The 25,060-nt window shown below is 33.9% G+C and carries 21 protein-coding genes; 4 read left to right on the top strand and 17 right to left on the bottom strand.

Going from position 1 to position 25,060, the window contains the following annotated elements; translation table 11 throughout:
* Window positions 1–184 precede the first annotated feature (184 nt).
* On the top strand, window positions 185–703 hold the full coding sequence (locus tag AABL87_RS16645; protein ID WP_006264370.1) for a shikimate kinase: 519 nt from the start codon (window positions 185–187) through the stop codon (window positions 701–703).
* Here AABL87_RS16645 and AABL87_RS16640 read toward each other — a convergent pair.
* Genes AABL87_RS16640 through AABL87_RS16630 form a run of 3 tightly spaced genes read right to left on the bottom strand, consistent with a single transcriptional unit; the run spans window position 700 to window position 2,207 of the window.
* Window positions 700–1,197, bottom strand: a complete 498-nt coding sequence (locus AABL87_RS16640; protein ID WP_006265943.1) for a phosphoribosyltransferase family protein — start codon at window positions 1,195–1,197, stop codon at window positions 700–702. The two genes, AABL87_RS16645 and AABL87_RS16640, sit on opposite strands and share 4 nt — an antisense overlap.
* Window positions 1,190–1,774 (bottom strand): SAM-dependent methyltransferase, encoded by a 585-nt coding sequence (locus AABL87_RS16635; protein WP_341277631.1) that lies wholly within the window; start codon window positions 1,772–1,774, stop codon window positions 1,190–1,192. The genes AABL87_RS16640 and AABL87_RS16635 overlap by 8 nt, the downstream gene beginning before the upstream one ends.
* On the bottom strand, window positions 1,767–2,207 hold the full coding sequence (locus AABL87_RS16630) for an RNA-binding S4 domain-containing protein (RefSeq protein WP_006265945.1): 441 nt from the start codon (window positions 2,205–2,207) through the stop codon (window positions 1,767–1,769). Before AABL87_RS16630 ends, AABL87_RS16635 begins: the two co-directional genes overlap by 8 nt.
* Before the next feature lie 80 nt (window positions 2,208–2,287).
* Here AABL87_RS16630 and AABL87_RS16625 point away from each other — a divergent pair, with 80 nt between their 5' ends.
* The gene (locus AABL87_RS16625) at window positions 2,288–3,475 is read left to right on the top strand and encodes an EF-hand domain-containing protein (protein ID WP_341277630.1); all 1,188 of its coding nucleotides are present in this window, start codon (window positions 2,288–2,290) and stop codon (window positions 3,473–3,475) included.
* 133 nt (window positions 3,476–3,608) lie between these two features.
* Here AABL87_RS16625 and AABL87_RS16620 read toward each other — a convergent pair whose 3' ends face one another.
* From AABL87_RS16620 to AABL87_RS16600, 5 genes are all read right to left on the bottom strand, one after another.
* Window positions 3,609–4,571: a transketolase family protein gene (locus AABL87_RS16620; RefSeq protein WP_006261912.1), complete on the bottom strand. Its 963-nt coding sequence runs from the start codon at window positions 4,569–4,571 to the stop codon at window positions 3,609–3,611.
* A 21-nt stretch (window positions 4,572–4,592) separates the two neighbouring features.
* Window positions 4,593–5,444, bottom strand: coding sequence for a transketolase (locus AABL87_RS16615; protein WP_006258784.1), 852 nt, complete (start codon window positions 5,442–5,444; stop codon window positions 4,593–4,595).
* 189 nt (window positions 5,445–5,633) lie between these two features.
* On the bottom strand, window positions 5,634–8,099 hold the full coding sequence (locus AABL87_RS16610; RefSeq protein WP_006264376.1) for a phosphocholine-specific phospholipase C: 2,466 nt from the start codon (window positions 8,097–8,099) through the stop codon (window positions 5,634–5,636).
* A 5-nt stretch (window positions 8,100–8,104) separates the two neighbouring features.
* Complete coding sequence (locus AABL87_RS16605) at window positions 8,105–9,577, bottom strand: SusD/RagB family nutrient-binding outer membrane lipoprotein (protein WP_131540156.1); 1,473 nt, start codon at window positions 9,575–9,577, stop codon at window positions 8,105–8,107.
* A gap of 11 nt (window positions 9,578–9,588) precedes the next feature.
* Complete coding sequence (locus tag AABL87_RS16600) at window positions 9,589–12,756, bottom strand: SusC/RagA family TonB-linked outer membrane protein (protein ID WP_341277629.1); 3,168 nt, start codon at window positions 12,754–12,756, stop codon at window positions 9,589–9,591.
* A 249-nt stretch (window positions 12,757–13,005) separates the two neighbouring features.
* Between AABL87_RS16600 and AABL87_RS16595 the strand changes: the two genes are divergently transcribed.
* Window positions 13,006–13,791, top strand: a complete 786-nt coding sequence (locus tag AABL87_RS16595; protein WP_341277628.1) for an ABC transporter ATP-binding protein — start codon at window positions 13,006–13,008, stop codon at window positions 13,789–13,791.
* Here the strand turns inward: AABL87_RS16595 and AABL87_RS16590 are convergent.
* The 3 genes from AABL87_RS16590 to AABL87_RS16580 all read right to left on the bottom strand — a co-directional run bounded on the left by AABL87_RS16590 (window position 13,775) and on the right by AABL87_RS16580 (window position 16,292).
* Window positions 13,775–14,779: a cation diffusion facilitator family transporter gene (locus AABL87_RS16590; RefSeq protein ID WP_006258789.1), complete on the bottom strand. Its 1,005-nt coding sequence runs from the start codon at window positions 14,777–14,779 to the stop codon at window positions 13,775–13,777. The two genes, AABL87_RS16595 and AABL87_RS16590, sit on opposite strands and share 17 nt — an antisense overlap.
* An 11-nt stretch (window positions 14,780–14,790) precedes the next feature.
* Complete coding sequence (locus tag AABL87_RS16585; RefSeq protein WP_341277627.1) at window positions 14,791–15,360, bottom strand: pseudouridine synthase; 570 nt, start codon at window positions 15,358–15,360, stop codon at window positions 14,791–14,793.
* Between the two features lie 104 nt (window positions 15,361–15,464).
* On the bottom strand, window positions 15,465–16,292 hold the full coding sequence (locus tag AABL87_RS16580) for an alpha/beta hydrolase (RefSeq protein WP_073145727.1): 828 nt from the start codon (window positions 16,290–16,292) through the stop codon (window positions 15,465–15,467).
* Window positions 16,293–17,128: 836 nt separating this feature from the next.
* Between AABL87_RS16580 and pepT the strand changes: the two genes are divergently transcribed.
* Window positions 17,129–18,373, top strand: a complete 1,245-nt coding sequence (gene pepT / locus AABL87_RS16575; RefSeq protein ID WP_341277626.1) for a peptidase T — start codon at window positions 17,129–17,131, stop codon at window positions 18,371–18,373.
* Window positions 18,374–18,450: 77 nt separating this feature from the next.
* Here the strand turns inward: pepT and AABL87_RS16570 are convergent, their stop codons facing one another.
* The 6 genes from AABL87_RS16570 to AABL87_RS16545 all read right to left on the bottom strand — a co-directional run bounded on the left by AABL87_RS16570 (window position 18,451) and on the right by AABL87_RS16545 (window position 24,802).
* Window positions 18,451–19,539 carry a toxic anion resistance protein gene (locus AABL87_RS16570; RefSeq protein WP_341277625.1) on the bottom strand — a complete coding sequence of 363 codons (1,089 nt, stop codon included), beginning with the start codon at window positions 19,537–19,539 and terminating at the stop codon, window positions 18,451–18,453.
* Window positions 19,540–19,548: 9 nt separating this feature from the next.
* Entirely contained in the window at window positions 19,549–20,307 is a 759-nt protein-coding gene (locus tag AABL87_RS16565) for a hypothetical protein (RefSeq protein WP_341277624.1), read from the bottom strand.
* Window positions 20,307–21,098, bottom strand: coding sequence for a hypothetical protein (locus AABL87_RS16560; protein ID WP_341277623.1), 792 nt, complete (start codon window positions 21,096–21,098; stop codon window positions 20,307–20,309). The genes AABL87_RS16565 and AABL87_RS16560 overlap by 1 nt, the downstream gene beginning before the upstream one ends.
* Window positions 21,099–21,279: 181 nt before the next feature.
* Complete coding sequence (gene rpsA, locus AABL87_RS16555) at window positions 21,280–23,034, bottom strand: 30S ribosomal protein S1 (RefSeq protein ID WP_006258796.1); 1,755 nt, start codon at window positions 23,032–23,034, stop codon at window positions 21,280–21,282.
* Between the two features lie 266 nt (window positions 23,035–23,300).
* Window positions 23,301–24,323: an EamA family transporter gene (locus AABL87_RS16550; protein WP_006258797.1), complete on the bottom strand. Its 1,023-nt coding sequence runs from the start codon at window positions 24,321–24,323 to the stop codon at window positions 23,301–23,303.
* A gap of 2 nt (window positions 24,324–24,325) precedes the next feature.
* A complete protein-coding gene (locus AABL87_RS16545; RefSeq protein ID WP_006261921.1) occupies window positions 24,326–24,802 on the bottom strand; it encodes an Lrp/AsnC family transcriptional regulator in 477 nt (158 codons plus the stop codon).
* Between the last annotated feature and the right edge of the window lie 258 nt (window positions 24,803–25,060).

Genomic DNA, 25,060 nt, shown 5'->3' with positions numbered 1-25,060 from the left:
AACCCAGGACCCCAACATTAAAAGTGTTGTGCTCTACCAACTGAGCTATCGAGTCGTTATTTCAATTCCTGATTGCGGGTGCAAATATAGAAGCTTTTTTTAAAAATCCGACACATATTTGTTTTATTTTTGACTTTTATTTTTCAATTCATCCTAACACTCTAATAAACAACCCCTTGTTTTTATGAAAAAAATTATTCTTTTAGGCTATATGGGTTCTGGTAAATCAACTATTGGTAAAATACTGGCAGAACAACTAAAACTAAACTTTATAGATTTAGACAACGAAATAGAGAAAAAACATCAAATATCGATTTCAACCCTGTTTGAAACGAAAGGAGAAATCTATTTTAGGAAGCAAGAACACCTATTATTACACGAGATAATAGATACTCAAGATAACTTTATTCTTAGCTTAGGTGGAGGAACACCATGCTATGCTAATAATCATTTAGCTCTACAGAGAGAGGATATCTCCTCATTCTATTTAAAAGGTTCTATTAAAACACTAGCAGATCGTCTAGAAAAAGAAAAAGAGCATCGTCCTCTTCTTAATCAGAATTCAGACGATACTCTTGAAATTTTCATTGCTAAGCATTTATTTGATCGTAGTTATTTCTACCATCAGGCTAAAACTATTATAGCTATAGATGATAAAACTCCTGAGCAAGTAACCCAAGACATCCTTAATCATCTTAATTAGCTTAAATAAGCATACTCCTCGTCTCCATCAAAGACAACCTGAATATGCTCTAATAATGATGTAGATAATGATATCCCTTTAAAGTCCGCTTTAACGGGATATTTTTTATGGTTACGGTCTACTAGTACCGCCGTTTTTAGTTTCTTTAATGGCACTTCTAAGAAATGCTTTACACCGTATATTAATGTCGCTCCAGAATTTAACACATCATCTACTAGTACAACACACTTATCTGTATAGACTGTACTCTCTAATGAAGTCTCTATTGGATTAATCGGATTCTGTTTATCTATACGCACTTCACAAAGAATTACTTTTATAGAAGAAATCTCTTGTAATGCTTCACTGATCTTTTGAGCAAAAGTATATCCACTATTTGCTACACCAGCGATTACTATTTCATCCTCATCTATATAAGTCTCATAGATCTGATAAGCTATACGTTTAGTAGTAAACTTAATTTGCTCTTTAGTTAAAATGATTTTTTTAGTCATGTTGTTTATTAATTATAAAAAATAACTCTCTACCTGCTCTAGGCTTAATAGAGTTATGTGCTGTTTCTAAAACTTGTATATTGAACTTTTCCTTAAACAACTCTAAGTACTCTTCTTTATTACCACCAAAAGGAGGAGTCTCTTGATTAAAGTAACAATCAAATAATACCCCTACTAGCTTTCCTCCTGGTTTTAATAAGTCATGCATCTTCTCTACATAATCACTTCTCTTATCAATAGGCAACGAACAGAAGAACGTTTGTTCTATAATAAGATCATATTGTCCCTCATGTTCAAAGAAATCTTCTAAAATCACATCACCATAAGGAAAGTTATTCATCAAGCCATAAGCTTCTAATGCCCCTACAATAGTAAAGTCTAATCCACTAATATTAGTAAAATCATTTTCATATAAATACATCAACTCATGCCCATGGCCTATACCTGGTACTAAAATAGCTAAATCTTTCTTTGTCAATTGATCTATATATTCCTTAATAGGCGTAGTGATGCTTCCTGCATTCCATTGCGCCTCACTATTAGCATACTTCTTCTCCCAAAACTCTTTATCAAACATCCTCTTCCCTCTCTTTAAAAGAATTATCTCTCTCTATACTATCTTCTCCTTCTATGATATCATCGTCTTCATAGTCGTGAAAATCATCTATATCTCTTCTATCTTTCTTAGTAGGACGTCCAGTCCCTTTAGCTCTATAATAGTCCTTCGATAACTTTAATAACTCTAAGTGCTCAAATGCCTCTGCAGGAGTCTCATCCTTGCGGTAAATATCAACTAATTTAGCTCCTACTCTATTAGCAGGTATATCTAATACTGTTAATTTATAAGTTATTTGATCTTTTCTCAATGTGATTTTATCCGTTGGGAAGACTTCTCTAGAGGCTTTAGCCGCTTGTCCATTCACTGTGATATGTCCCTTTTTACAAGCTTCCGTCGCTATATTTCTAGTTTTATAGTATCTAATACACCATAAATATTTATCAATTCGCATAATTTCGTATTAAATTTCTCTAACAAAGTACACAAAAATAAAGTAAAATTGTATCTTGCACTACTAAAATAAGTCAAAAAATGAATAGATTATTTACAGTTTTAGGTCTTGCTTTTCTAGGACTAACAGCTGCCAATTGTAATAAAGATGACGGTAATGGTGGAAATGAAGTTGTAAACCTAAGAGACCGTAAAGAAGTTCGTGATGAAAATGCAAAGCAAATAGAAGAGTTCTTAGCTAAAAACTACTTGATTATTGAAGGAGATAATATTCGTTTTGATAGTATTAGTAATCCTAATAAACCTAATCCTAATGTAGTACCTCTTAAAGATGATAAAAGAATCAAAATAGAGCAACAAATCATTACATCTGACAACTACGAATACGAAGCTGTTAGAAACCCTAATGGAACTACTTCTTTAAAGTTTTCTAAACCTAAAGACGAATTAGAATATACTATAGCTTATTTTATTGTTCCTGATGCTGATGGAAACAAACAAGAGGGAAAAGGTGATTATATCTCTACTATAGATTCTGTATATGTAAAAACAAAAGCTTTTTCATTAAAAAATGACTTCTTTTTACCTAATGACAAAGAAAATGGTATCGGAACATATTATTCTTTTCCTATTACACTACAGGAGTTCGCTCTTATGTCACAGGGTAATTATGGTCTTATACCAGCTCAATTAAAGACAGCAGAAAGACAACTATTGACTAAGGTAAAAACAGCTACTGGTATACAATTAGGTGGCGATGGAAAGTATATTTATGAAAAAGGATCAGCAGGTAGAATTATTGCATTTATCCCATCAGGAGTAGGATATTTCAATGCTGGATTCGGGTCTAAACTTAAAGCATACCAACCACATATCATCGATATGACGCTTGTAGCGAAAAAAGAGCGTGATCACGATAGGGATGGTATCCTTTCAAAATATGAAGCGAAACAAGTAATCGAAAAATCATCAGAACTAGGAAGAGCACTTACAGATGATGAGATACGTGCACTTAAATTAACGATTAAAGATTACTTTGACTTTGATACAGATGGTGACGGTGTACCTAACTTCTTAGACGATGACGATGATGGTGATGGTGTACTTACTAAAACTGAATTACAGTATAAAGACAAAAACAACAAAAAAGCATATTACCAATACTATGACCCTATTCTAAAAACTTGTTCTAATGTATTTAGATACCTAGACAGATCATGTTTCCCAGATCAAAAAGATGGTGAGGTAATTTGGCCTACTAAAAAATAACAAATAAGATTATATACAAAGAGGTAGATTGATTCTACCTCTTTTTTTTGTCCTACTCCATTCATTATACTACTATACAAAAAAACCTGCTTGATTGCTCAAGCAGGTTTTTATATATTAGATATACTCTTAATTATCTTTTGAATTTACGGTTGATTACTAACTGTGCTTTCTCAACGATAGCTGCAGCGTTTAAACCATATTTTTCCATTAATTGCTCTGGAGTACCAGATTCACCGAAAGTATCTTGTACAGCTACAAATTCTTGTGGTAATGGGTTATTTAAAGCTAATACTCTAGATACGCTTTCTCCTAGACCTCCTAAGAAGTTGTGCTCTTCAGCAGTAACTATACATCCTGTTTTTGCTACAGATTTTAAGATAGCCTCTTCATCAAGAGGTTTGATAGTATGGATATTGATTACCTCAGCAGAGATTCCTTTTGCTTCTAACTCTTCAGCAGCGATTAAAGCTTCCCATACTAAGTGTCCTGTAGCTACGATAGTCACATCTGTACCCTCGTTTAACATAACAGCTTTACCGATAACAAACTTCTCATCAGCAGGCATAAAGTTAGGCACTACTGGACGTCCAAATCTTAAATAAACAGGTCCATCATACTCAGCAATAGCTAAAGTAGCCGCTTTGGTTTGGTTGTAATCGCATGTATTGATTACAGTCATATTAGGCAACATCTTCATTAATCCGATATCTTCTAAGATTTGGTGAGTAGCACCATCTTCTCCTAGTGTTAATCCAGCGTGAGAAGCACATATCTTCACATTCTTCTCAGAGTATGCTACAGACTGACGAATTTGATCATAAACACGTCCTGTAGAGAAGTTAGCAAAAGTTCCTGTAAAAGGTATTTTACCTCCGATAGTCATACCTGCAGCTAATCCAATCATATTCGCTTCAGCAATTCCTACTTGGAAGAAACGCTCTGGGTGATTCTTTTTAAAATCATCCATTTTTAACGAACCGATTAAGTCAGCACATAATGCTACTACATTCTCATTCTTTTGTCCTAATTCAGTAAGTCCTGCACCGAATCCTGAACGTGTATCTTTACTTCCTGTATTTGTATATTTTTTCATTTTTGATTCAATTTAAGTGGATTAATAATCTCCGAATGATGTTTCTGGATTTTGTTTTAAAGCTTCTTCTAATTGTGCATCACTAGGAGCTTTACCATGCCATGCATGTGTATTCATCATGAAGTCTACTCCATTACCCATTTCTGTTTTAAGTAATACACATACAGGTTTTCCTTTACCTGTTTTAGCTTTTGCTAATTCATATCCAGCCACGATTGAATCAATATCGTTTCCTTTCTCTATCTCAATAACCTCCCAATCAAATGCTTCAAACTTAGCTTTCATAGATCCTAAATTTAATACATCATCAGTTGGTCCATCGATTTGTTTTCCGTTTAAATCTACAGTAGCGATTACATTATCCACCTTCTTAGCAGATGCATACATAATAGCTTCCCAGTTTTGTCCTTCTTGTAGCTCACCATCTCCCATTAAAACATATACAAGGTGATTATCCTTATTTAATTTTTTAGCTTGAGCTGCTCCTACTGCTACTGAAAGTCCTTGTCCTAATGAACCTGACGCCATACGCACTCCTGGTAATCTATCATGAGTACATGGATGTCCTTGTAAACGCGTATTGATTTTTCTGAAAGTAGCTAATTCACTTACTGGAAAATATCCACTACGTGACAATACGCTATAAAATACTGGTGAAATATGTCCATTAGATAAGAAGAAGATATCCTCCTCTGTTCCGTCCATATTAAACCCTTCTTTTCTATCCATTAACTTTTGATACAAAGTCACTAAAAACTCTGCACATCCTAAAGATCCTCCTGGGTGTCCAGAACTTACAGCATGTACCATTCTAAGAATATCTCTTCTTACTTGAGTAGTTAACTCTGTTAATTGTTGTGTGTTTGGTTTCATTATTTTTTCAATAAATATTTACACACAAATATAAGATTATTTTACGGTAATCACTGTCTTTTTAAAACACTAAATAGTTCATAAATCTTTACCGTAAGAAGTCTTCTTATAAAACTCTTTATGAATACTTATTTAAAACAAAAAAAGGAGACCTTATCAGTCTCCTCTTCTATCTCATATAGCTTGCTGTTATTTAGACAGACTTGCCATCAATGGATCCGTTATACTTGATTGACCATTTTCAATATGACCAGCATAATGTTGCTTCCACTCTTTATCTTCTTTACAACTTATCATTAAATCATACCAACCATTTGATCCAGTATAATCCCATTTTAGTAACTCTTCTTTATTAGGAGGCAACTCTATAATCATTGCCTTTTTCAGATATAAACTATTGTCTAAAGCAACATTTACAGTATTCACACCATTATTTTTTAATTTCACAGAGATACTTAAATCTGTGTGTAAAAAAACCTCAACATAAATATCTAAATTACTCTTACTTCCCTCAAAGCTTCTAAAGAATCCATTAGGTCCATGTACATTATAGTGATACTTGTCTCCATCTTCTACCTTCCAGTAATAATCCATAGGCTCATTATCTCTAACGGCAAAGTCCCAAACACCTCTTGACTGACTACCACCTATCATATCATACACTTGTACAGGAGCAGCATACACCTTATTCTTTAACTGATTAGACTCAACCGTGAAATCCATCTGTAACTGCGTTTTACTTCCTGCCAGTTTCACATTTGCATTCAGATTATAAGGTAAAGCACATGCTTTCTTTATTCCTTCTTCTTGTTTAGGAAATTTGGATAACAGTGTCCAATGCTTACTTCCTAACACTTCTTTTTTTGTAAACGCATTAAAGTCTCCAGGTACTTTCTTCTCTTTCGCATTCATGATTCTAGCGATATAATCATTTCGATCTACAAAGTCTAAGTTTACCTCTCTTAGGTCACGCTCAGATTGGAATACACTCGTCATATTACCACACACCTCTCTTCTCCAGCTAGAGATATTCTCTTCGATAACTTGTTTACCTGTCTTTTTTTCGATAAAATATTCTAAGAACTGTATCGTAGAGGTCAAGTCTAATACCTCTGAGTTTACCCAACCTCCTCTAGTCCAAGGCGAGGCTATAATCATAGGCACTCTATACCCTAATCCTATCGGACTAGCTAATTGACTATCAGTTTTACCTATTCTTACTCTTTCTTGTTCTTTAGTGACCCACTCATCTTGTGTATCCATTCCCTTAGCCACTTTTCCCATCGTTTTATCTGTCGTCAGTGGGGGTACAAAAGGAGCAATATGATCAAAATAACCATCATTCTCATCGTATGTCAACACAAATATAGTCTTCTTCCACACCTCTGGGTTCTTCGTTAAGATATCTATCGCTTCTGATAAGTACCACGCCCCAAACCAAGGCGCTGAAGGATGATCAGAAAAATTACACGGTGCAACTAACCAACTTACCATAGGCAACTTATTTTCGTCTACATCCTTTCTAAACTGATAAAAAATATCTCCCTTAGGCACCTCCATCGTTTTCTCCACGCCTTTCTCCATATAGGTCATCTGCTCTAGCTTGTGATAATCTGGATCACTTGTGTTAGTAGTAAATGCTTTCTTGTGAATAGCTTTATCAAATTCACTTAATGCTTCAAATTTAGAAGGAGAGTATAGATCAATATCTTTTTCTAGCTGCTGTATCTTACCTTCTACTTCTTGTATTTTATCTTTAGCGAGAGTCTTGTCATTCAAGCTTCCCTTTAGTCTCTCCAACTCTAATACCATATAGTCATAATGAGCCTTGTGAAAACGCACATTATATTGCTTATAGAACTCTAGATTATTATCTGTAAAATTCGCTAACCAACTCTCTGCATGCCAATCAAACCCTACAGGAATACTTAATTCATTCTGATATACTCTCCACGACACATTCGCTTTTTCTAATCGTTCTGGGTAAGTAGTCCAGCTGACATCTTTATAGTTTATCTGTCCATTATCCACATGAGCTATAGAGTTGGGATCTCTTGGTTTCTCGCGAATAGCCCCAGCCCAAAAATAAGATCGATTAGCACTAGTACCTGTCAAAGAAGAACAAAAGTGTTGATCACATACTGTAAAGGCATCTGCTAGAGCATAATAAAAGGGAATATCTGCCCGCGAGAAATATCCCATCGTCAGAGGTAAATCCTTATACTCAGCATTTCCTGGTCGTTTAGCTATCAGCCAATTATCCATTTTACCTTCGTTACGAGCCTCTACCATATCCTTCCAACTATGTGGTAAGCCTCCCATCCAAGTCACCTTAGTATTCTCAATATCAAGTCTAAAAGGGCCATAAATATTTTTATGAATATCTGACTGAAACCAAACAGGCAGACCATCCTTAAGCTTCATCGCTCTAGGATCATTAAATCCTCTTACCCCTTTTAAAGTCCCAAAACAATGATCAAAAGATCTATTCTCTTGCATTAAGAAAACAATATGTTCTGCATCTAAGAACGTAGATCCTTCAGGAGCTTTGATATCAAATGCTCTCTGAATAGATGCAGGCATAGCCTCTGCGAAAAAGAGTCCACTTGAAAATAAAGCGGATTTCTTTATAAAATCTCTTCTTGTTGTACTCATATACCTTATTTTAACCACCAAGTGATACCGCGGATATTATCAGCTCCACCGAATTGGCTATTTAATGCTTCTTGTAATTTAGCCTGATTTCTATTGTATTCTGTTTGTGGATATAGCCATCTTGTAGGAGGTGTTATTCCTTCTTGTATTTTAAACTCAGGATATCCTGTACGCAAATGGTCGTAATAAATCGTCCAATTCGATTGGTGAAACATAGTAATATACTTCTGAGTCAAAATCTGTTTTAATTGCACATTTAAACTTCCTGTTTGATACTTCACCTTAGACTGATTTATATAATTGATAAAAGCTTCTTTTGTATAATAACTAGCCATTCCCTTCGCATACGTATTATAGAAATTAAAGTTTGCCTCTATCGCTTTATTATAAAAATCAGCTGCACTACCTCCTATCCAGTTACGCGCTACAGCCTCAGCTAATATAAACTGCAACTCAGAATAGCTCAATATAGAAGTAGGCTCGTTAGTAGGATCTAAATAATAACGACTTTTGATTTTAGATATATTCTTGGTTTGCACTAACTTTTCATTCTCTGCATAAGGCACTGTAGGATCCCCTCCATTATATCCACTAAAATCTGTAATAGGCAAACCTTTTTCTAATGCTGTTGACGTTTGTTGTGCAAAAGCAAATAACCTAGGATCTTTTAAATCTTGTAGTAAATTAATAAATGTTCCTGACATATACATGCTTGATCCATAAGAACTTGAATTAAACTGGGGATAGCGACTACCTGCTTGATCGAAATACATAAGTTGTCCACTATCTGCATTACTTTCTAATAGGTTTCCTGCGTTATATATTTTTGCAAATTGTTCTGCTACTTGAATCGTACCAACTGTTTTTTTCTTAGATAAACTCATCAATACCTTTAATTGATATGAGTTTATTAACTTTTTCCATTTATCAGTATTTCCTCCATAGATTATATCTCCTTTAATAGAGGGTTTGTTTTGAATCATAGAGGCTGCTAATTCCAATTCTTTTAAAACCCCTACAAAAACATCCTCTTGTTTATCATACTTAGGGAAAGGAACTTTCTTCTCTCCTAATAAGGCTTCTGAGTAAGGTACATCACCGAAGGTAATCGCTAATTCATAAAAGAACCTAGCTTTAAGAAAATGACCTACCGCTATATATTCTTCCTTATTGGTACGTTTCGCTTCATCCATCATTTTTTGTACTTGTAACAACTCCTGATACGCTGAAAAACTAGAACTATTCCACTTAAAGTATTGACTAGTATTCTCTCCATCTGTCTGAATAATCATTCTAGAAGCATACTCTTTGCTAATTCCATTTAATGCAAAAGCTGACTTACTTACTTTGGGCAATAGTAAATAAGGATCTGCCTCTTTTACTCGGTTAGGGTCTTCGCTTAATTTATCTAAATCTTGACAACTCCCCATTGATATAATTACTAGAGCTAATGCAGCTATTTTTATATATTTTTTCATTTGTATCAGTATTAAAATTTAATATTCACTCCTAAACCTACCCATCTCGTTGATGGATCTTGAATATCATTAGAAGTAGTGATTTCGTAATCTGGATCAGAATAAAGTCCTTTTGATTTTTTCCATATCAATAAGTTATACCCTGTTAAAGAAGCAGATAACTGAGTAATTTTCTTAGATTTAATCATCTCTGTAAAGTCATAAGAGATAGCCAATGTTCTTAGCTTAAAATACGTTCGATCAAATACGTTCGCAAATAGTTTATTCTCTTTCTCTGTTACTCGAGCACGATAAGGATAATTCTGTGCCCAACTTTGCCAACTTACTGCTCCTGTATGCTTTTGGAACTGACGTGTATCAGATACTACATTGCCATTTACATCTGTAATTAATTCTCCAGATACGATATTTACTCCTTCTGGTACATAAATAGGTTTACCTGTAGCATACTCCTGATCTCTATATTGGGTTGATTTAGGATGTTTTCCTCCCCACCACATTTTTTCTACCACTTGAGAGCGAGTAACTCCTCCCCATATTCCATCTATACCAATATTTACATTCCACTTTTTATACTTAAAGTTATTATTCCACCCTAAAGTCCATTTAGGATCGAAGTTTCCTAGTTTAGTAGCTTGCTTATTCCCTGTTGGCATTCCTGTTTTAGCATCTAAGATTACTTGACCATCTGGAGCTTTCATCCATTCTATATCGTAATAAGAATCTGCTCTATCGTTCAATTTTAAATTTCCGTATTTAGCAGCGCCTCCATGTATCTTAGTAATTCTTCGTTCTCTTGTACTCCAATTTATAGTAGAGTTCCATTGAAAATCATCTTTTTTAATCACGGCTCCTGATAGACTAAGTTCCCATCCTTTAGTAGTATATTCATTTCCGTTAAGCAACATATTATCAAAGCCTGAAGCTTCTGATACTGGGAATTTAATTAAGAAGTTAGAATCCAATACTCTATAATAAGTCAAGTCAAAGTTTAATCGCTTATTAAAAAAGGCTGATGACAATCCTAGTTCAAAAGATTTAGATTTCTCTGGTAGAAGACTTAAATCTAATATAGAATTAGGATACTCTACCATAGGATTACCATTAAATGAAGGTGTAACTGGAGAATAAGCTGACTGCAACTGGTAAGGGTCTAAGTCACTTGACACCTGAGCCCATGAAGTATATAGTTTTAAATAATCTACTTGTTTTGGCATTTCTATCAGATTAGATAACAATACACTCAAAGAAGTAGAAGGGTAAAAATATGACCTATTTTCTTTTATTAAACTTGATGACCAATCATTTCTAGCGGCAAATGTAAAGAAGAACGAGTTAAAGAAATCTAACTCTACAGTACCATATACACTATTTACAGCTTTCTTTTCTAGACGATTCTCTGCTGTCACAGGACCTGTAGAATTCCCTAGATTATATACCCCTGGTACTGTTAATCCATCTGCTGCAGAATAACTTCTGTTGTACTGACTATATCTAGACGCTGCCCCAGCATTGACATCTATACTCATATAGTCAGTTAGATCCTTTGTATACATCGCTAAGAAATCATATTCTAGTTTTAAGTCTTTAATATTATTGATACTAAAACCACCTTCTCTACTAGCGCTGTAATTAAAGTAAGATTTAGGACTCTGTAACTCTTCTTTATTGCTTGATGATACTACAGAAGCTCTTCCTTGAAACTTCAGGTCATCCGTAGCATCATATCTTAGCGCCATCTGTCCTGTCACAATATCTTTATTCCAAATTCTCTTAAAATTTTCAACCCCAAACCAAGGGTTATTATACCACGCATAATTCCAGTTCGCTTGGCGATATCCTTCCATACCAGGTACCCACAGATTATTCTTTAAGTCTCTACCATTTACATCTGACCCCAGCCATATTAGGACAGTATACATATGCCCACTCGGATTATAGTCATAATTAGGAATATTAGGAGAATAGATATTTGCATAAGTAAGTTTGGCATCTAACGCTAGTTTCTCTGTTAATTGAGTTGTTGATTTAAAAGAAAGGTTACCTCTGTATAAACTCGTATTCGGTACACGATCTTTATTATAGTTAAACTCTCCTCCTAGTCGATAAGATGTTTTCTCCCCTCTGTTGGCAACAGAAAAGCTTGTTCTTGAGTTCACTCCTGTCTCTAGAAATTCTTTTAAGTTATCGTGATATTCCCATGCGATAGGTACACGTTCATACCTAGACTTATCATTATACATTGTTCCTTCAACATTTCCATACCAATTAATTACTTGTCCTGTTTGCTTATCACGAATAGGGCTATTCCATTGGGCTATTTTTAACCCTGGTGTAAACTTAGGCCCCCAGTTCATATCTCCATCACTAATACCACCGTCTTTTCCATCCCAGAATTCATATTTACCATCTGATCCGTTACCATACTCTTTTTGTGTTTTTGGATAGACTGTAAATCCTGCACTTATCATCGTGTTCTGTGTAAGCGTCACTTCTAGTCCTTCTTTTTTAGCTCCTTTAGTTGTGATAAGGATAGCACCATTACGCCCACGAGACCCGTATAGAGCAGAAGCACTTGTTCCTTTCAGTACATTAATATCTGCTATATCTTCTGGTGCTATATCATAAAAATCTGTATCTACAGGGATATTATCTACGATGACTAAAGGAGTTTTTCCCCTAAGAGAGAACTTAGGTCCTTGTAATAGTCCAGGAGCATTAGACACCTGAAGTCCTGACACCTGTCCTGATAATAAACTTCCCATATTAGGAGTAGCTACTTCTTGAGTTCTAGCTACATCTACTTTTTGTGTAGAATATCCTACTTTTTTTTCAGCTTTACTGATACCTAAAGCAGTAATAATAACCTCGTCTAAAGAAGAGCCTTCTGGGTCTAGAGCCACCTTTATACTCTGTTGTACACCCACAGGTACTTCTTTATTATTATATCCGATGAATGAAAAAACTAATACATCTGTATCTAGCACTTCGATCTTAAACATCCCATCTAGATCAGTACTAGTTCCGTCCGCTGTATTTTTGATATAAACAGATGCTCCTGGTAAAGAAACACCTGATTCATCTACTACACTTCCTTGAAGTGTACGCTTTTCTTGAGCATAAACAAGGGTTACACAAAAGAATTGGAGAATAACTCCTATAAGTAATTTTTGTTTCATTTGATCGTGTTGTTATTATGTACTCAAATCTAGACTAGGCATTTTATCTAAATATTAACACAACACTAACTAATCACTATATTCTCATTTTCAAAATGATAGATTTTAAATAATCACTTAACTATATAGAAACAATATCATAAAAAACATTACTCTATCTTAACCTCACGAAGATGCTTAAACATATTACTTTCATAATACAGTTCATTTAACTACATTTAATTTTTCTTATTCTAGTATATATAACGTATGAACACACCTATTTTAAAAACACAAGAACTGAGTATAGGGTACCCACTAAAGAAAGGACAACATAAAATAGTTCAACAACACCTAAACATTGAATTAAAGCCAGGTACACTGACTTCTCTTTTAGGAATTAATGGAATAGGGAAATCCACTTTATTAAGAACACTATCTTCTAACCAACAGATAATAAGTGGAAAAATACAGTTACTAGGAGAAGAACTACACACTTACAGCAACTCTAAATTAGCGACCATCATCAGTATAGTACTAACAGAGAAAATACCAGTCTCTGAACTAACAGTAAGAGAATTAATACAGATAGGAAGAACTCCTTATCTAAATCATTACAGTACCTTAACTGACAAGGACTATACACTAGTAAATAGAGCTATAGAACTAACAGATATACAAGAGCTAGTCGATAGAAATATGAGTCAACTCAGTGATGGGCAGTTACAACGTGTACTCATCGCTAGAGCCATCGCTCAGGATACGCCTATCATTATCTTAGACGAACCTACTAATCACTTAGACTTACATCATAAAGTAGCCCTGTTTAAACTACTGCGAAAGTTAGCCCATGAAGAACAAAAAGCTATCCTATTCTCATGTCATGATATGGATTTGGCTATTGCTTTTAGCGATGATATCATTGTACTCAAAAAAGATTCTAATATACAGGGAGAAACTGACACACTAATAGAACAAGGGGTCTTCGACAACTTCTTCGAAGATGAAAATCTTAGCTTTGATAGAACACAAAAGCGCTTTATCCTTGCGGAGTAGTTGAACTATTATGTCTCTTATTCTTAGAGATATTCTCTATCGTCCATTCTATCTGATGTTCAAATTCGGCCTGACGATAAGCACAATTTTCTACTTTACAAATCACACATGAGAAGGGCTTACAATCATCCATATGAACAAATAACTCCATATCTGCTCCAAACTTCTCGATTATTTCCTGTTCTAATTGTTCTACCTCTTTATGCCCTTCGACGATATTAAAATACCATGGTATGGTCATATGACAGTCAAAGTGTAATACTGCTCCATACTTAATAATACGTAGATTATGAAGATCTATCCAGTTCGCTCTGCGGTGTTCTTGTAGATATTCTACAACTTCTTTTAACAAAAGTTCATCCGTCTCGTCCATTATACCTGATATTGCACCACGTACAATCTTGTATCCTGTGACAATAATGATTCCGGCAAATAATAATGCAACACCACTATCTAACCATCCATAACCCGTAAAATAAAGTAAAATCAAACCGATAATAATACCTATAGTAGAATAAGTATCTGACTGAAGATGTCTACCACTCGCTACTAAAGCAAGTGACTTATTCGTTTTTCCTTTTTTAATAGCGTACCAACCTAGAATATAGTTTACTACTGCTGTTATCGCTACAAGGATAATTCCGTAATCTAGTTGTCCTACAGGTTGTGGGTGTAGTAAATTACGTACTGCTTCGAAGATAATCACTAGCCCTGCTAGAATAATCATTCCCCCTTCTACAGTGGCTGAGATAAACTCTACCTTTCCATGCCCATAAGGGTGATTTCTATCTCGAGGTAATGCTGATAAATATAAACTATATAGTCCTACAAAGCCACTAATCACATTAATAACACTTTCTAAGGCATCTGTCAATATAGCTACTGAATGCGTTAAAGACCAAGCAAGTATTTTAATAACAAATAATAATACTCCTACTATGGCTACTATCTTCTGAAATTGATAATTCTCTTTTGCTTTAGTATTCATACTGGCTTAGATTATAATTGATCTACTTCTTTTACTTCTCCTACTTGCATCCCCTCTAATGATATCTCTCCGATGCGCACACGCACTAATCTTAGTGTCACATGTCCTACATGAGCTGTCATCTTTCTTACTTGTCTAAATTTACCTTCTGTCAGGACTATACGTACCCAACTCGTAGGACCATGTCTCTCATCTCTAATACGTCTGCCTACTCCTACCCACTCCGGTAATTGTTCTAATCGTTCTGCTACACAAGGCTTAGTCAAGTATTTCTCTCCTTTTACCCCGATAAGTACTCCATTTCTCATTTGTTCTACAGCCTCTTCTGAAATAACACCATCTACCTGCGCATAATACTCCTTTTCATAATGTGCTCCTCTTACGCGCTCACTAGTCATACCATCTGTAGTCAAAAACAGCAATCCCTCAGAATTCTCATCTAATCTACCGATAGCCATAGTCCCTTCAGGAAAATCATATAACTCTCCTAACTTATGCTTGGTTCTCTTCTTCTCGTATATGAATTGGCTGATATAACCATGTGGTTTATATAACAAAAAATGTCTATGTGTAGATTCCATTATTAATGTCTCTATGGGGATTTATTCTGCGAACAAAGTTAGTTATTATATAGAGTATGATTATTAGGATTTGATTATAATTTACTTCTAATGTGCTATCTCTCTTACTTACTTTCTACTACAGTATTCATATTATTCATAAAGGTATCTATAGCCTTAATATATCGCTCTCCATGTGTGGTATCAGACAATGCCTGAAATCCCTGAAGATGAGCTCCTTTATACAATACGACTTCACTCTTAGCATTCAGAAACTTAGCTCGATAACTATCATTAGGAGACGTCAGTCCATCCCTATCTCCTGCAAAATATAAGACTGGTAAGGTCAGCTTACTCAACGCTAACTCATACTGTGCTGCACTGCTAGGCAATGTGTACTCTTTCTCTAAAAACTGTTTTAGCTTACTAATGATATCCTGCGGACTAGATACAAACCCTTCTGCTATCAAGAAATCAAACTTCAAATCTGTATATAATAATGTACTAGCTATCGTGCCCATCGAAAGGGCCCAAACACCTACTGGCTGCTCAAATCTCTTCTGACTATACTCTACTACTGCTTTTAAGTCTGTGACGAATTCGTCATAATACAGCTGTGTCTCTATCATATCGAATGCCTGACTCTCTCCATATCCTCTATAATCAAACATCACGACAGTATACCCATGCTTCGCTACTTCTAAGACTTGTCTTACATAATAAGACATATTGCCTGCATCGCCATAGGCTAATACCAAGACTTTCTTTAAGTCCTTATCCTTAGGTGGAAAACAAATCCAAGATTTCAATTTATAATCATCCTTCGTTACAATCTCTAAGGCTTCAAAATTCACTGTCGAATTAGCAGGATGATCTACATACTCCTTCAACGGCTCTACTGCCCAAGACATATAACTAATTAATACTAAAAATATAGATAGAATAATTCTCATCTCAACTCTTATTTTGTTTCTTCACTCAAATATACAATTTTACAATAGTCTGACGCCATTAAACTTACTTTCTAACAATAAGTTCCTAACTTCCTTTTCCTTCTTCTAAATTTCAATAGTACAGATTCTAAAAAAGAAGCATTTATTTTTTTATTATTTAGGATAAAAGAGAGTATAAAAAGCTTCTATTTCAGAAAATTTACTCCGTTTTTTTTATAATTGACTCCTTTTAGCCATTTTATAAGCCCATTATTGAAAAAAATACCTTCTTTTTTTATTTACTCAAAAAACACAACGTACTAATAAACAACAAATTAACCTCTTTTAATAAATTTACAACAAATTTAAACCTAGTTATAAACCCAACAAATACGGACTATACAGCCAGATCCTTCGACAATACATGGACAATAAGTCGAGTTTAGTGGAGCTAGAAGCACTTTTGTCCAACAAATCTCCTTTTATATTCCTCGTATTCTCCACTCACTTGGTACTATATTGCATTATATAAATACCCGTCCCTTCTTGATAGATTTACAACAAGCCACAGATATATAAATAAAATACTACTGTTATATCTAAGTATCAATACTATAAATCATCTCCAATAGAAAACATCAATTCACCTAGAATATAGATTAACGAGCAAATAAAAAGAGCTGTTTATCAATTTCAATGAACAAATTCAAAAAGGAGGGTTTTAATACAATGTCTGTAAATCCTTTAAAAACAACTGGTTTTTATAGCTGAGACTTATCTTTTTAATAATAGCCTAGTGATAATCCTTCTAATCAACTTTTAATTATTATTTTTGTTACACTAAAATATTATACATTATGCAACATATCATTGACCGTTTCATCAGTTATGTAACTGTTGATACTGAATCTGATTCATCTTCAAATACTTGTCCAAGTACTGAGAAACAATGGGATTTAGCTAACAAATTAGTTGAAGAGTTAAAACAAATAGGTCTAGAAGACGTAACTATCGATGAGAACGCTTACATCATGGCTACATTACCTAGTAATGTAGATCACGAAGTGCCTACTATCGGGTTTATCGCACACTTCGATACTTCTCCTGACTTTAGTGGTGCTAATGTTAAACCTCAAATCGTAGAAAACTATGATGGTGGTGATATCGTATTAAACGAAGAGTTAAACGTTGTCTTATCTCCATCTTACTTTAAAGACCTTCTTCAATATAAAGGACAAACGATCATCACTACTGATGGTACGACTTTATTAGGAGCTGATGATAAAGCAGGGATCACAGAGATCGTATCTGCTATGGAATATCTAATCCAACATCCAGAAATCAAACATGGTAAAATCCGTATCGGATTTACACCTGATGAAGAGATCGGAAGAGGAGCACACTTATTTGACGTTAAAAAATTCGGTGCTGAGTGGGCATATACTATGGATGGTAGCCAAATCGGTGAATTAGAATACGAAAACTTCAATGCTGGGTATGCTAAACTTACTTTTAATGGTAAAAGTGTTCATCCAGGATATGCTAAAGGTAAGATGGTTAACTCTATCTTATTAGCAAACAAATTTATGTCTAAATTACCTAAAGACGAAGTTCCTCAAAAAACAACAGGTTATGAAGGATTCTTCCACGTACATACAGTAACAGGTAGTATAGAAGAGTCTGTGGTAGAACTAATCATCCGTGACCACAACCTTAAAAAATACGAGAAACGTAAAAAACTTATCGCGAAATTAGCTAATAAGTTTAATAAAAAACATGCTAAGAAATTTGGTGGACCTATCGTTAACTGCGAAATCGGTGACCAATACTTCAATATGCGTGAGAAGGTAGAGCCTGTAATGCATATCGTAGATATCGCTGAGGAAGCTATGAAAGAATTAGATATCAAACCATTAATCAAAGCTATTCGTGGTGGTACTGATGGTTCTCAACTTTCATATATGGGATTACCATGTCCTAATATCTTCGCTGGAGGGCATAACTTCCATGGAAAATATGAGTATGTACCAGTAGAAAGCATCGTTAAAGCAACACAAGTAATCGTTAAGATTGCTGAGCTTACTGCTGCAAAAGCAAAGTAATTCTTATTTGACTATATAAAAAAAGGAGATTCATCTGAATCTCCTTTTTTTATGTCTATCTCTTATAATATTTCAGCCTACTTTACAGTATCGCTATTACCTAGCAAATGTTTCTTTAATTCATTCTCTTGTTCTCTTAACTCTACTTCTACTGCGCGTCTCTTTTCTTTTCCTTCTTCTTGGATACGCACTATGTCATCAATAGTGTTAATAATATCAGAGTTAACCTTGCGAATAGTCTCTATATCTACGATACCTCTCTCTGTCTCCTGTGCGATCTGAACGGTAGAGTCTCTAAGCAACTCACTGTTACGACTCAATAATTCATTCGTCGCATCTGTCACAGCGCGTTGTGCTCCTAGTGCCTGTTGTGAACGAGCTATACCAAGTGTCAAGACCATCTGATTCTTCCATAACGGAATAGTGTTTACAATACTTGATTGTAACTTCTCCATCAGCATCAAGCTATTGTTCTGTACCATTCTGATCTGTGGAGAAGACTGAAGAACAACCATTCTAGTCAACTTTAAATCATGTACCTTTCGGTCAAATCGAATTACTTGTTGTTCTAAATCTTTATACTCTTGTATCTTCGCTGGATCATTATCCTTCTCCGCTTCAGCTTTTAATTGTGGTAATTCTACTGTGTTTAATTCTTTTAGTTTCTCATCACCTGCTGCTATATATAAGGATAACTCATTAAAGTAATTCTTATTCTCTTCAAACAGCTTATCAAACATCGCTACATCTTTCATCATAATCTTATAATGACGTTCTAGCTGAAGTTCTATAGCATTGATATTGGTTTCTACTTTACTATACTGAGTCTGAAGACGTGCTATCTTTTTCTTAAATGAATCAAACATTGGGAATAAGCTTTTCTTATTCGCAATACCTTCAAAAGACTTCACTTCTTCTTTTAAATTGACTAATACACTAGAAGTTTCTCCTAAATCCTTCGTCTGTACTTGTTTTAATATTTCTGTAGCAAAAGTACTTGCTTTTAACTGACTATTAGCTCCATACTGGATCACCTGAGTTGTATTACTTAAGTCAATACTTTTCTTATATGATTCGATTTGTTTTAGTTCTTGTGGCGTGAACTCTACATTCACTGAAGGTGCTAACACGTTCTCATCACGCATTTGTTGAATATCTTTTTCCATAACTTCTTTTTATAATAAACCTCTATTTTTTAGATCTTGTATATAGACTTCAGAATCTACATCTATGGTTAAATGGTTAAATCTCGTTTTATTACTTAATTCATTTTCGAATGCACTAATAACACTAAGAAGAGTTGTTCTTATTTTACTTTCAGCTAATCGAATAATATCATTATCTAATTTGGACAATTCTATCTGATGATACTGCTGTAACATATTCTCTATAGAGTAAGCATGTCGCTCAATAAACAATTCACTAATATGCTTATTATCCTTTGTAATAGATTTAGTCAACTGAATCATACTAGCTATACTCCCTCTTACTTCTTGTTGTCTAATTTCTTGTTGCCAAACTACTAAATGATCTATAAAATCACTAACAGACAATACTTCTGAAATTTTCTTTCTACGCATAAAGTCTAAGTAATCATACTCTGTATTCCATCTTATTTTAATAATAGACTTAAGGTGTACTCTCCTCAAAAATTCTTTTAAATACATAGCGATAACCAATGCACCACTCAAAAGAATAGCAAACAACAAAACATCTACTCTACCAGAGCCCTTATAGAAGAGATACAGAAAATAACCTCCTACATATAAACCACTCCATAAGATACTAGCTATAATTAAGTTCTTAATCTTACCTACTACTCCCATATAAAGCATAGCCAACGGAGGTAATACAAAAGGAAAGAGAATAGCTAAATAACTAAGCCACCCTACTTTTAACTCCCAATTTTTAGATTGATGTGTAAACCATCCCATTATAACAATCCTTTTCCTTTTAATACTGATAAATAAACTGAAGCTTCTCCATCTACTGTTAGAACTTGAGTTTCTATAATCTTAGATAACTCGTTCTCTAATGCAATTCGTGCATACTTTACTAAGTTTTCTAATTTGCCTATAGATTGCTTTACATCGTTATTTATATGATAGCTATTATTCAACTCTATATATTGGATTAAAGCATTCTCTATGGTAGACACATGACGCTCTAACAGCAAATCAGTACTAGCTGATTCTTTTAGTACTATAACGTCTATTAAGCGAAGAATCTCATCGATCTCATTAACTATACTAGGATTAGATATCTGTCTTCTAAATGTCCTTAAATTAGCCATAAAAGACTCTTTTAATGACTCTGAAGACTGTACATCTTCCAGCTGTTCCATGATTACATAATAATTGTATTCTTTGTTCTTTTCTAACTTAATATAGTTTTTTAAATCTAACCTCTGTAGATACTCAGGTAAGTACAGTGCCAAATACACAACATAAATATAAAAGCTTATATAATTCAACGTTAACAATGAAACAGGGCTTTCTCCTGCTAAATAAACAAATAAAGCAATCAATAAAACTAATAAGTAAACAAGTGAAATCAAGAAAGAGGTCTTAATCCAACGCGTAACCTTTACTTGATAGCCAAATATCATCACCACTAAAGGGGTAAGAACTCCTAAACTTAAAAAGCTAATAATACCTACAGTACCTAATAGTACAAGCCCTTCCCTTATTTCCCAAGTCTTATTTCGGTTAGTAAACCACCCCATTTATATTTGTTTAATAGATATTTTAAAGATATTAAAATTTTCTATAATACTCAATAAATTACACTTAAGCAGTTACTAGATTATAAAGTAAATTCATAAAAGAAATGACATACTTGAGTTTACTGCATAAAAAAAGCCCCAACATAAATGTTAGGGCCTTTTGAAATTTATAGGTTAGGAATTATTTTCCTTTCTCCATTCTTTCTTTTAATTCAGCTAAAGCGTCGATATCACCTAAAGTTGTTTTTTCTGCAGAATTATTTGCAGTTTCAACAGCTTTTACGTTTTTCTCTTCTTCTTCACGGAAGATAGAAGTGTGAGAAGCAACTACTCTTTTGAATTCTTTGTTGAACTCAATAATTTTGAATTCAGCAGTTTCACCTTTTTTCAACTTTTTACCGTCCTCTTTTTCTAAGTGACGAGTTGGGATGAAAGCTACAACATCATCTTCGAATACTACAGTAGCACCTTTGTCAACTAATTCAGAGATTTCTCCTGAATGTACAGTTCCAACAGCGTAAGCATCTTCGTATTTATCCCAAGGATTAGCAGTAGTTTGTTTGTGTCCTAAAGATAATTTACGTCCTTCAACGTCTAACTCTAATACAACTACGTCTAATTTATCTCCTACGTTTACAAACTCAGATGGGTGTTTGATTTTCTTAGTCCAAGATAAGTCAGAGATGTAAATTAATCCATCAATTCCTTCTTCTAATTCTACGAATACACCGAAGTTAGTAAAGTTACGAACGATACCATTATGTTTAGAACCTACAGGGTACTTAGAAGTGATATCAGTCCAAGGGTCTTGAGTTAATTGTTTAATACCTAAAGACATTTTTCTCTCTTCTCTATCAAGAGTTAAGATAACTGCCTCTACTTCGTCTCCTACTTTAACGAAATCTTGAGCTGATCTTAAATGAGTAGACCAAGACATTTCAGAAACGTGGATTAAACCTTCAACACCTTCAGCAACTTCGATGAAAGCACCATAATCAGCTAAAACAACTACTTTACCTTTAACTTTGTCACCAACGTTTAAGTTAGCATCTAAAGCATCCCATGGGTGAGCGTATAATTGTTTTAAACCTAATTGAATTCTTGTTTTCTCATCATCAAAGTCTAAGATAACAACGTTTAATTTTTGGTCTAATTCTAATACTTCACTTGGGTGATTGATTCTTGACCAAGATAAGTCAGTGATGTGGATTAATCCATCTACACCTCCTAAGTCAATGAATACTCCGTAAGAAGTGATGTTTTTAACAACACCTTCTAACACTTGACCTTTTTGTAATTGACCGATAATTTCTTTCTTTTGAACTTCGATATCAGCCTCGATAAGTGCTTTGTGAGATACAACAACGTTTTTGAATTCGTGGTTAATTTTAACTACTTTGAATTCCATTGTTTTGTTCACGTATTGATCGTAATCACGGATTGGTTTAACGTCAATTTGAGAACCTGGTAAGAATGCTTCGATTCCGAATACGTCAACGATCATACCACCTTTAGTTCTACATTTAACGAATCCATTAACAATCTCTCCAGACTCGTGAGCAGCGATAACTCTATCCCAAGCTTTGATTGTACGAGCTTTTCTGTGAGATAATACTAATTGTCCGTATTTATCTTCTCTTACGTCGATTAATACTTCAACTTTGTCTCCAACTTTTAAGTTTGGATTGTAACGGAACTCGTTTAAAGAAATAACACCTTCAGATTTAGCGTTGATATCAACGATAGCGTCTCTGTCAGTAATTCTAACTACAACTCCTTCTACTACTTCTTCGTCATCAGTAGAAATAAAAGTTTTTTCTACTAGGCTTTCGAATTCTTTTAATTGAGTCTCTTCAACTGCATCGATACCATTTTCGTAGTTTTCCCAGTTAAAATCCTTTAAGAACTCTTCTTGTGTTTTAATATTTTCAGACATTTCTGATAAAAATTTGTATTCTAGATTTTATAAGTTTCTATATATCAGAATAAAATACTAGAAGTTGTTTAACATTTAAAATAAACACCCTTAGCGAAACTTCTCTGAACTAAAAGCGGTGCAAAAGTATAACTTTATATTATATATACAACTATATAATAACATAATTTTATTATTAATAGCTTGCTAATCAATCCCATTATAGAACAAAAAAGGTCTATGCTATAAGCAATAGACCTTAATTATATATTAAAAGAATTAAATTCCTAATTAGTCATGTTTAACTTCTCGTTATCACTAGTTGAAGCTTTAGCTTTTTTATTAAATATCTTAATAAACTTACTATTCTTATATAAGTCCCAGTTCATTAAACCTACACTTAATAATACAACTACTAATCCTCCAATTTGTAAACTAGTGATAATATCATCTGTAAAGAAATAGCTCAATGCCACAGCTACAACAGGATTAACATAAGCATAAGTACTAACCTCTACTACTGGTCTATTCTGAATTAGCCAAATATAAGAGCCAAAAGCTAAAATAGAACCAAAAGTTATTAGATATCCTAATGAAAACCATCCTGACACAGACACTTCTATAGGATCAAATGCAGCAAACTCTCCATTTAATAATGCTACTAAACAAAATAGCACACCTGCAGTAATCATCTGCCAAGACGTTTTAACCATAACATGAAGATCTTCTCCTTCATCAGTATTCTTATCTTTAGAATATTTCGAATACAATGATCCAGCTGTCCAAGCTATAGATCCTAAAATCAGCAATACCATACAGAAAATATTCAACAGACGTTGTGATTCATCACTAGCAATATTAATCTGTTCAGCAAATAACATAATCACACCAACAAAACCAAGAATCAAACCTAATACAGTTGGTATACTTGAAAAGTTATTCTTCCATTGAGGCTTATCCAATATGACAAACCATAAAGCTGCTGCTGCTGCCATAATAGCGGCAATACCACTAGATACATGTTGTTCTGCCCAAATCAAAGCCCCCATATCAATAAATAGTAATAAGAACCCAGTAATACATGCTTGCTTAACTACTTTCTTATTAAACAATTTATACCCTTTCATTTTACAGTAAGTCAATAAAAGAATACTTGCACTAAAGAAACGTAACGTTCCTAAAACAAAAGGTGTAAAATCACTTAATGCTTTGTGAATAAAAAAGAATGTTGATCCCCAAACAAAATATACAACGATATAAGCTGCAACAACAGTGCTTTTACTTGTGCTATTTGTACTAACTGCTCCCATAACTAATACTCTAACCTTTCTGGTATAATTAATTTATTTTCTTCTTTAACTGTTTGTAAAACTATAATTGTTCTAGTTGAAATAATTCCTTGAATTCTTGATAGTGAATTTCTCATTAAATGCACTAAAGCTAATGAATCAGTTGTTCGCACTTTAATCATATAACCATCATCACCTGCTATATCATGAACTTCTAAAACTTCTGGAATCTCTGCCAAGAGTCTCCCTGTCTCTTCATCTCCAATAATTTCATCAACTTTAATAAAAATAAAAGAAAGCATTTTTTGATCTAAAGCCTTAGGATTAACCTTTGCATGATAAGCTAATAGAACATCCTTATTCTCTAACTTCTTCACTCTTTCCAATACTGCAGAAGGAGCCATACCAAGTTCCTTTGCTATATCTGAATTATTAATTCTAGCATTATCCTGCATCATTCGCAGAATCTTTAAATCAATCTCGTCTAACTTATATTCCATCATATCTATTTAACGAGTGCAAATATACATACAAAAAGAATTATATACAAATATTTTAAATTAATTTAGAATATAATTCGGTTAATTATTTTAATAACAGAATTATATACAAACAAAAAAAGAGATAGGATTGCGAGGAAATAAAAAAAGATAATACAAATATAGTACAACATCTTGTCTGCAGAAACAAAATATGACTAATCCATATAAACAAAAAAATCCCCAACCTCATACGAGATTGGGGATTCTATAAAGAAA

This window comes from Myroides sp. C4067 (genome assembly GCF_038039665.1).
Lineage (GTDB): Bacteria > Bacteroidota > Bacteroidia > Flavobacteriales > Flavobacteriaceae > Flavobacterium > Flavobacterium odoratimimum.
The sequence above is the reverse complement of the archived record's forward strand: the minus strand, read 5'-3'. Positions and strand labels throughout refer to the sequence as shown.

Bases quoted from the DNA above. Each gene is read 5' to 3' on its own strand.
- AABL87_RS16585 (WP_341277627.1), bottom strand. From the start codon at position 15,360: ATGGAATCTACACATAGACATTTTTTGTTATATAAACCACATGGTTAT.
- AABL87_RS16590 (WP_006258789.1), bottom strand. From the start codon at position 14,779: ATGAATACTAAAGCAAAAGAGAATTATCAATTTCAGAAGATAGTAGCC.
- AABL87_RS16615 (WP_006258784.1), bottom strand. From the start codon at position 5,444: ATGAAACCAAACACACAACAATTAACAGAGTTAACTACTCAAGTAAGA.
- AABL87_RS16635 (WP_341277631.1), bottom strand. From the start codon at position 1,774: ATGTTTGATAAAGAGTTTTGGGAGAAGAAGTATGCTAATAGTGAGGCG.
- AABL87_RS16610 (WP_006264376.1), bottom strand. From the start codon at position 8,099: ATGAGTACAACAAGAAGAGATTTTATAAAGAAATCCGCTTTATTTTCA.
- AABL87_RS16645 (WP_006264370.1), top strand. From the start codon at position 185: ATGAAAAAAATTATTCTTTTAGGCTATATGGGTTCTGGTAAATCAACT.
- AABL87_RS16550 (WP_006258797.1), bottom strand. From the start codon at position 24,323: ATGGGAGCAGTTAGTACAAATAGCACAAGTAAAAGCACTGTTGTTGCA.
- AABL87_RS16570 (WP_341277625.1), bottom strand. From the start codon at position 19,539: ATGGAAAAAGATATTCAACAAATGCGTGATGAGAACGTGTTAGCACCT.
- pepT (WP_341277626.1), top strand. From the start codon at position 17,129: ATGCAACATATCATTGACCGTTTCATCAGTTATGTAACTGTTGATACT.
- AABL87_RS16620 (WP_006261912.1), bottom strand. From the start codon at position 4,571: ATGAAAAAATATACAAATACAGGAAGTAAAGATACACGTTCAGGATTC.
- AABL87_RS16640 (WP_006265943.1), bottom strand. From the start codon at position 1,197: ATGACTAAAAAAATCATTTTAACTAAAGAGCAAATTAAGTTTACTACT.
- AABL87_RS16605 (WP_131540156.1), bottom strand. From the start codon at position 9,577: ATGAAAAAATATATAAAAATAGCTGCATTAGCTCTAGTAATTATATCA.
- AABL87_RS16560 (WP_341277623.1), bottom strand. From the start codon at position 21,098: ATGGGGTGGTTTACTAACCGAAATAAGACTTGGGAAATAAGGGAAGGG.
- AABL87_RS16600 (WP_341277629.1), bottom strand. From the start codon at position 12,756: ATGAAACAAAAATTACTTATAGGAGTTATTCTCCAATTCTTTTGTGTA.
- AABL87_RS16595 (WP_341277628.1), top strand. From the start codon at position 13,006: ATGAACACACCTATTTTAAAAACACAAGAACTGAGTATAGGGTACCCA.
- rpsA (WP_006258796.1), bottom strand. From the start codon at position 23,034: ATGTCTGAAAATATTAAAACACAAGAAGAGTTCTTAAAGGATTTTAAC.
- AABL87_RS16545 (WP_006261921.1), bottom strand. From the start codon at position 24,802: ATGGAATATAAGTTAGACGAGATTGATTTAAAGATTCTGCGAATGATG.
- AABL87_RS16625 (WP_341277630.1), top strand. From the start codon at position 2,288: ATGAATAGATTATTTACAGTTTTAGGTCTTGCTTTTCTAGGACTAACA.
- AABL87_RS16630 (WP_006265945.1), bottom strand. From the start codon at position 2,207: ATGCGAATTGATAAATATTTATGGTGTATTAGATACTATAAAACTAGA.
- AABL87_RS16580 (WP_073145727.1), bottom strand. From the start codon at position 16,292: ATGAGAATTATTCTATCTATATTTTTAGTATTAATTAGTTATATGTCT.
- AABL87_RS16565 (WP_341277624.1), bottom strand. From the start codon at position 20,307: ATGGGATGGTTTACACATCAATCTAAAAATTGGGAGTTAAAAGTAGGG.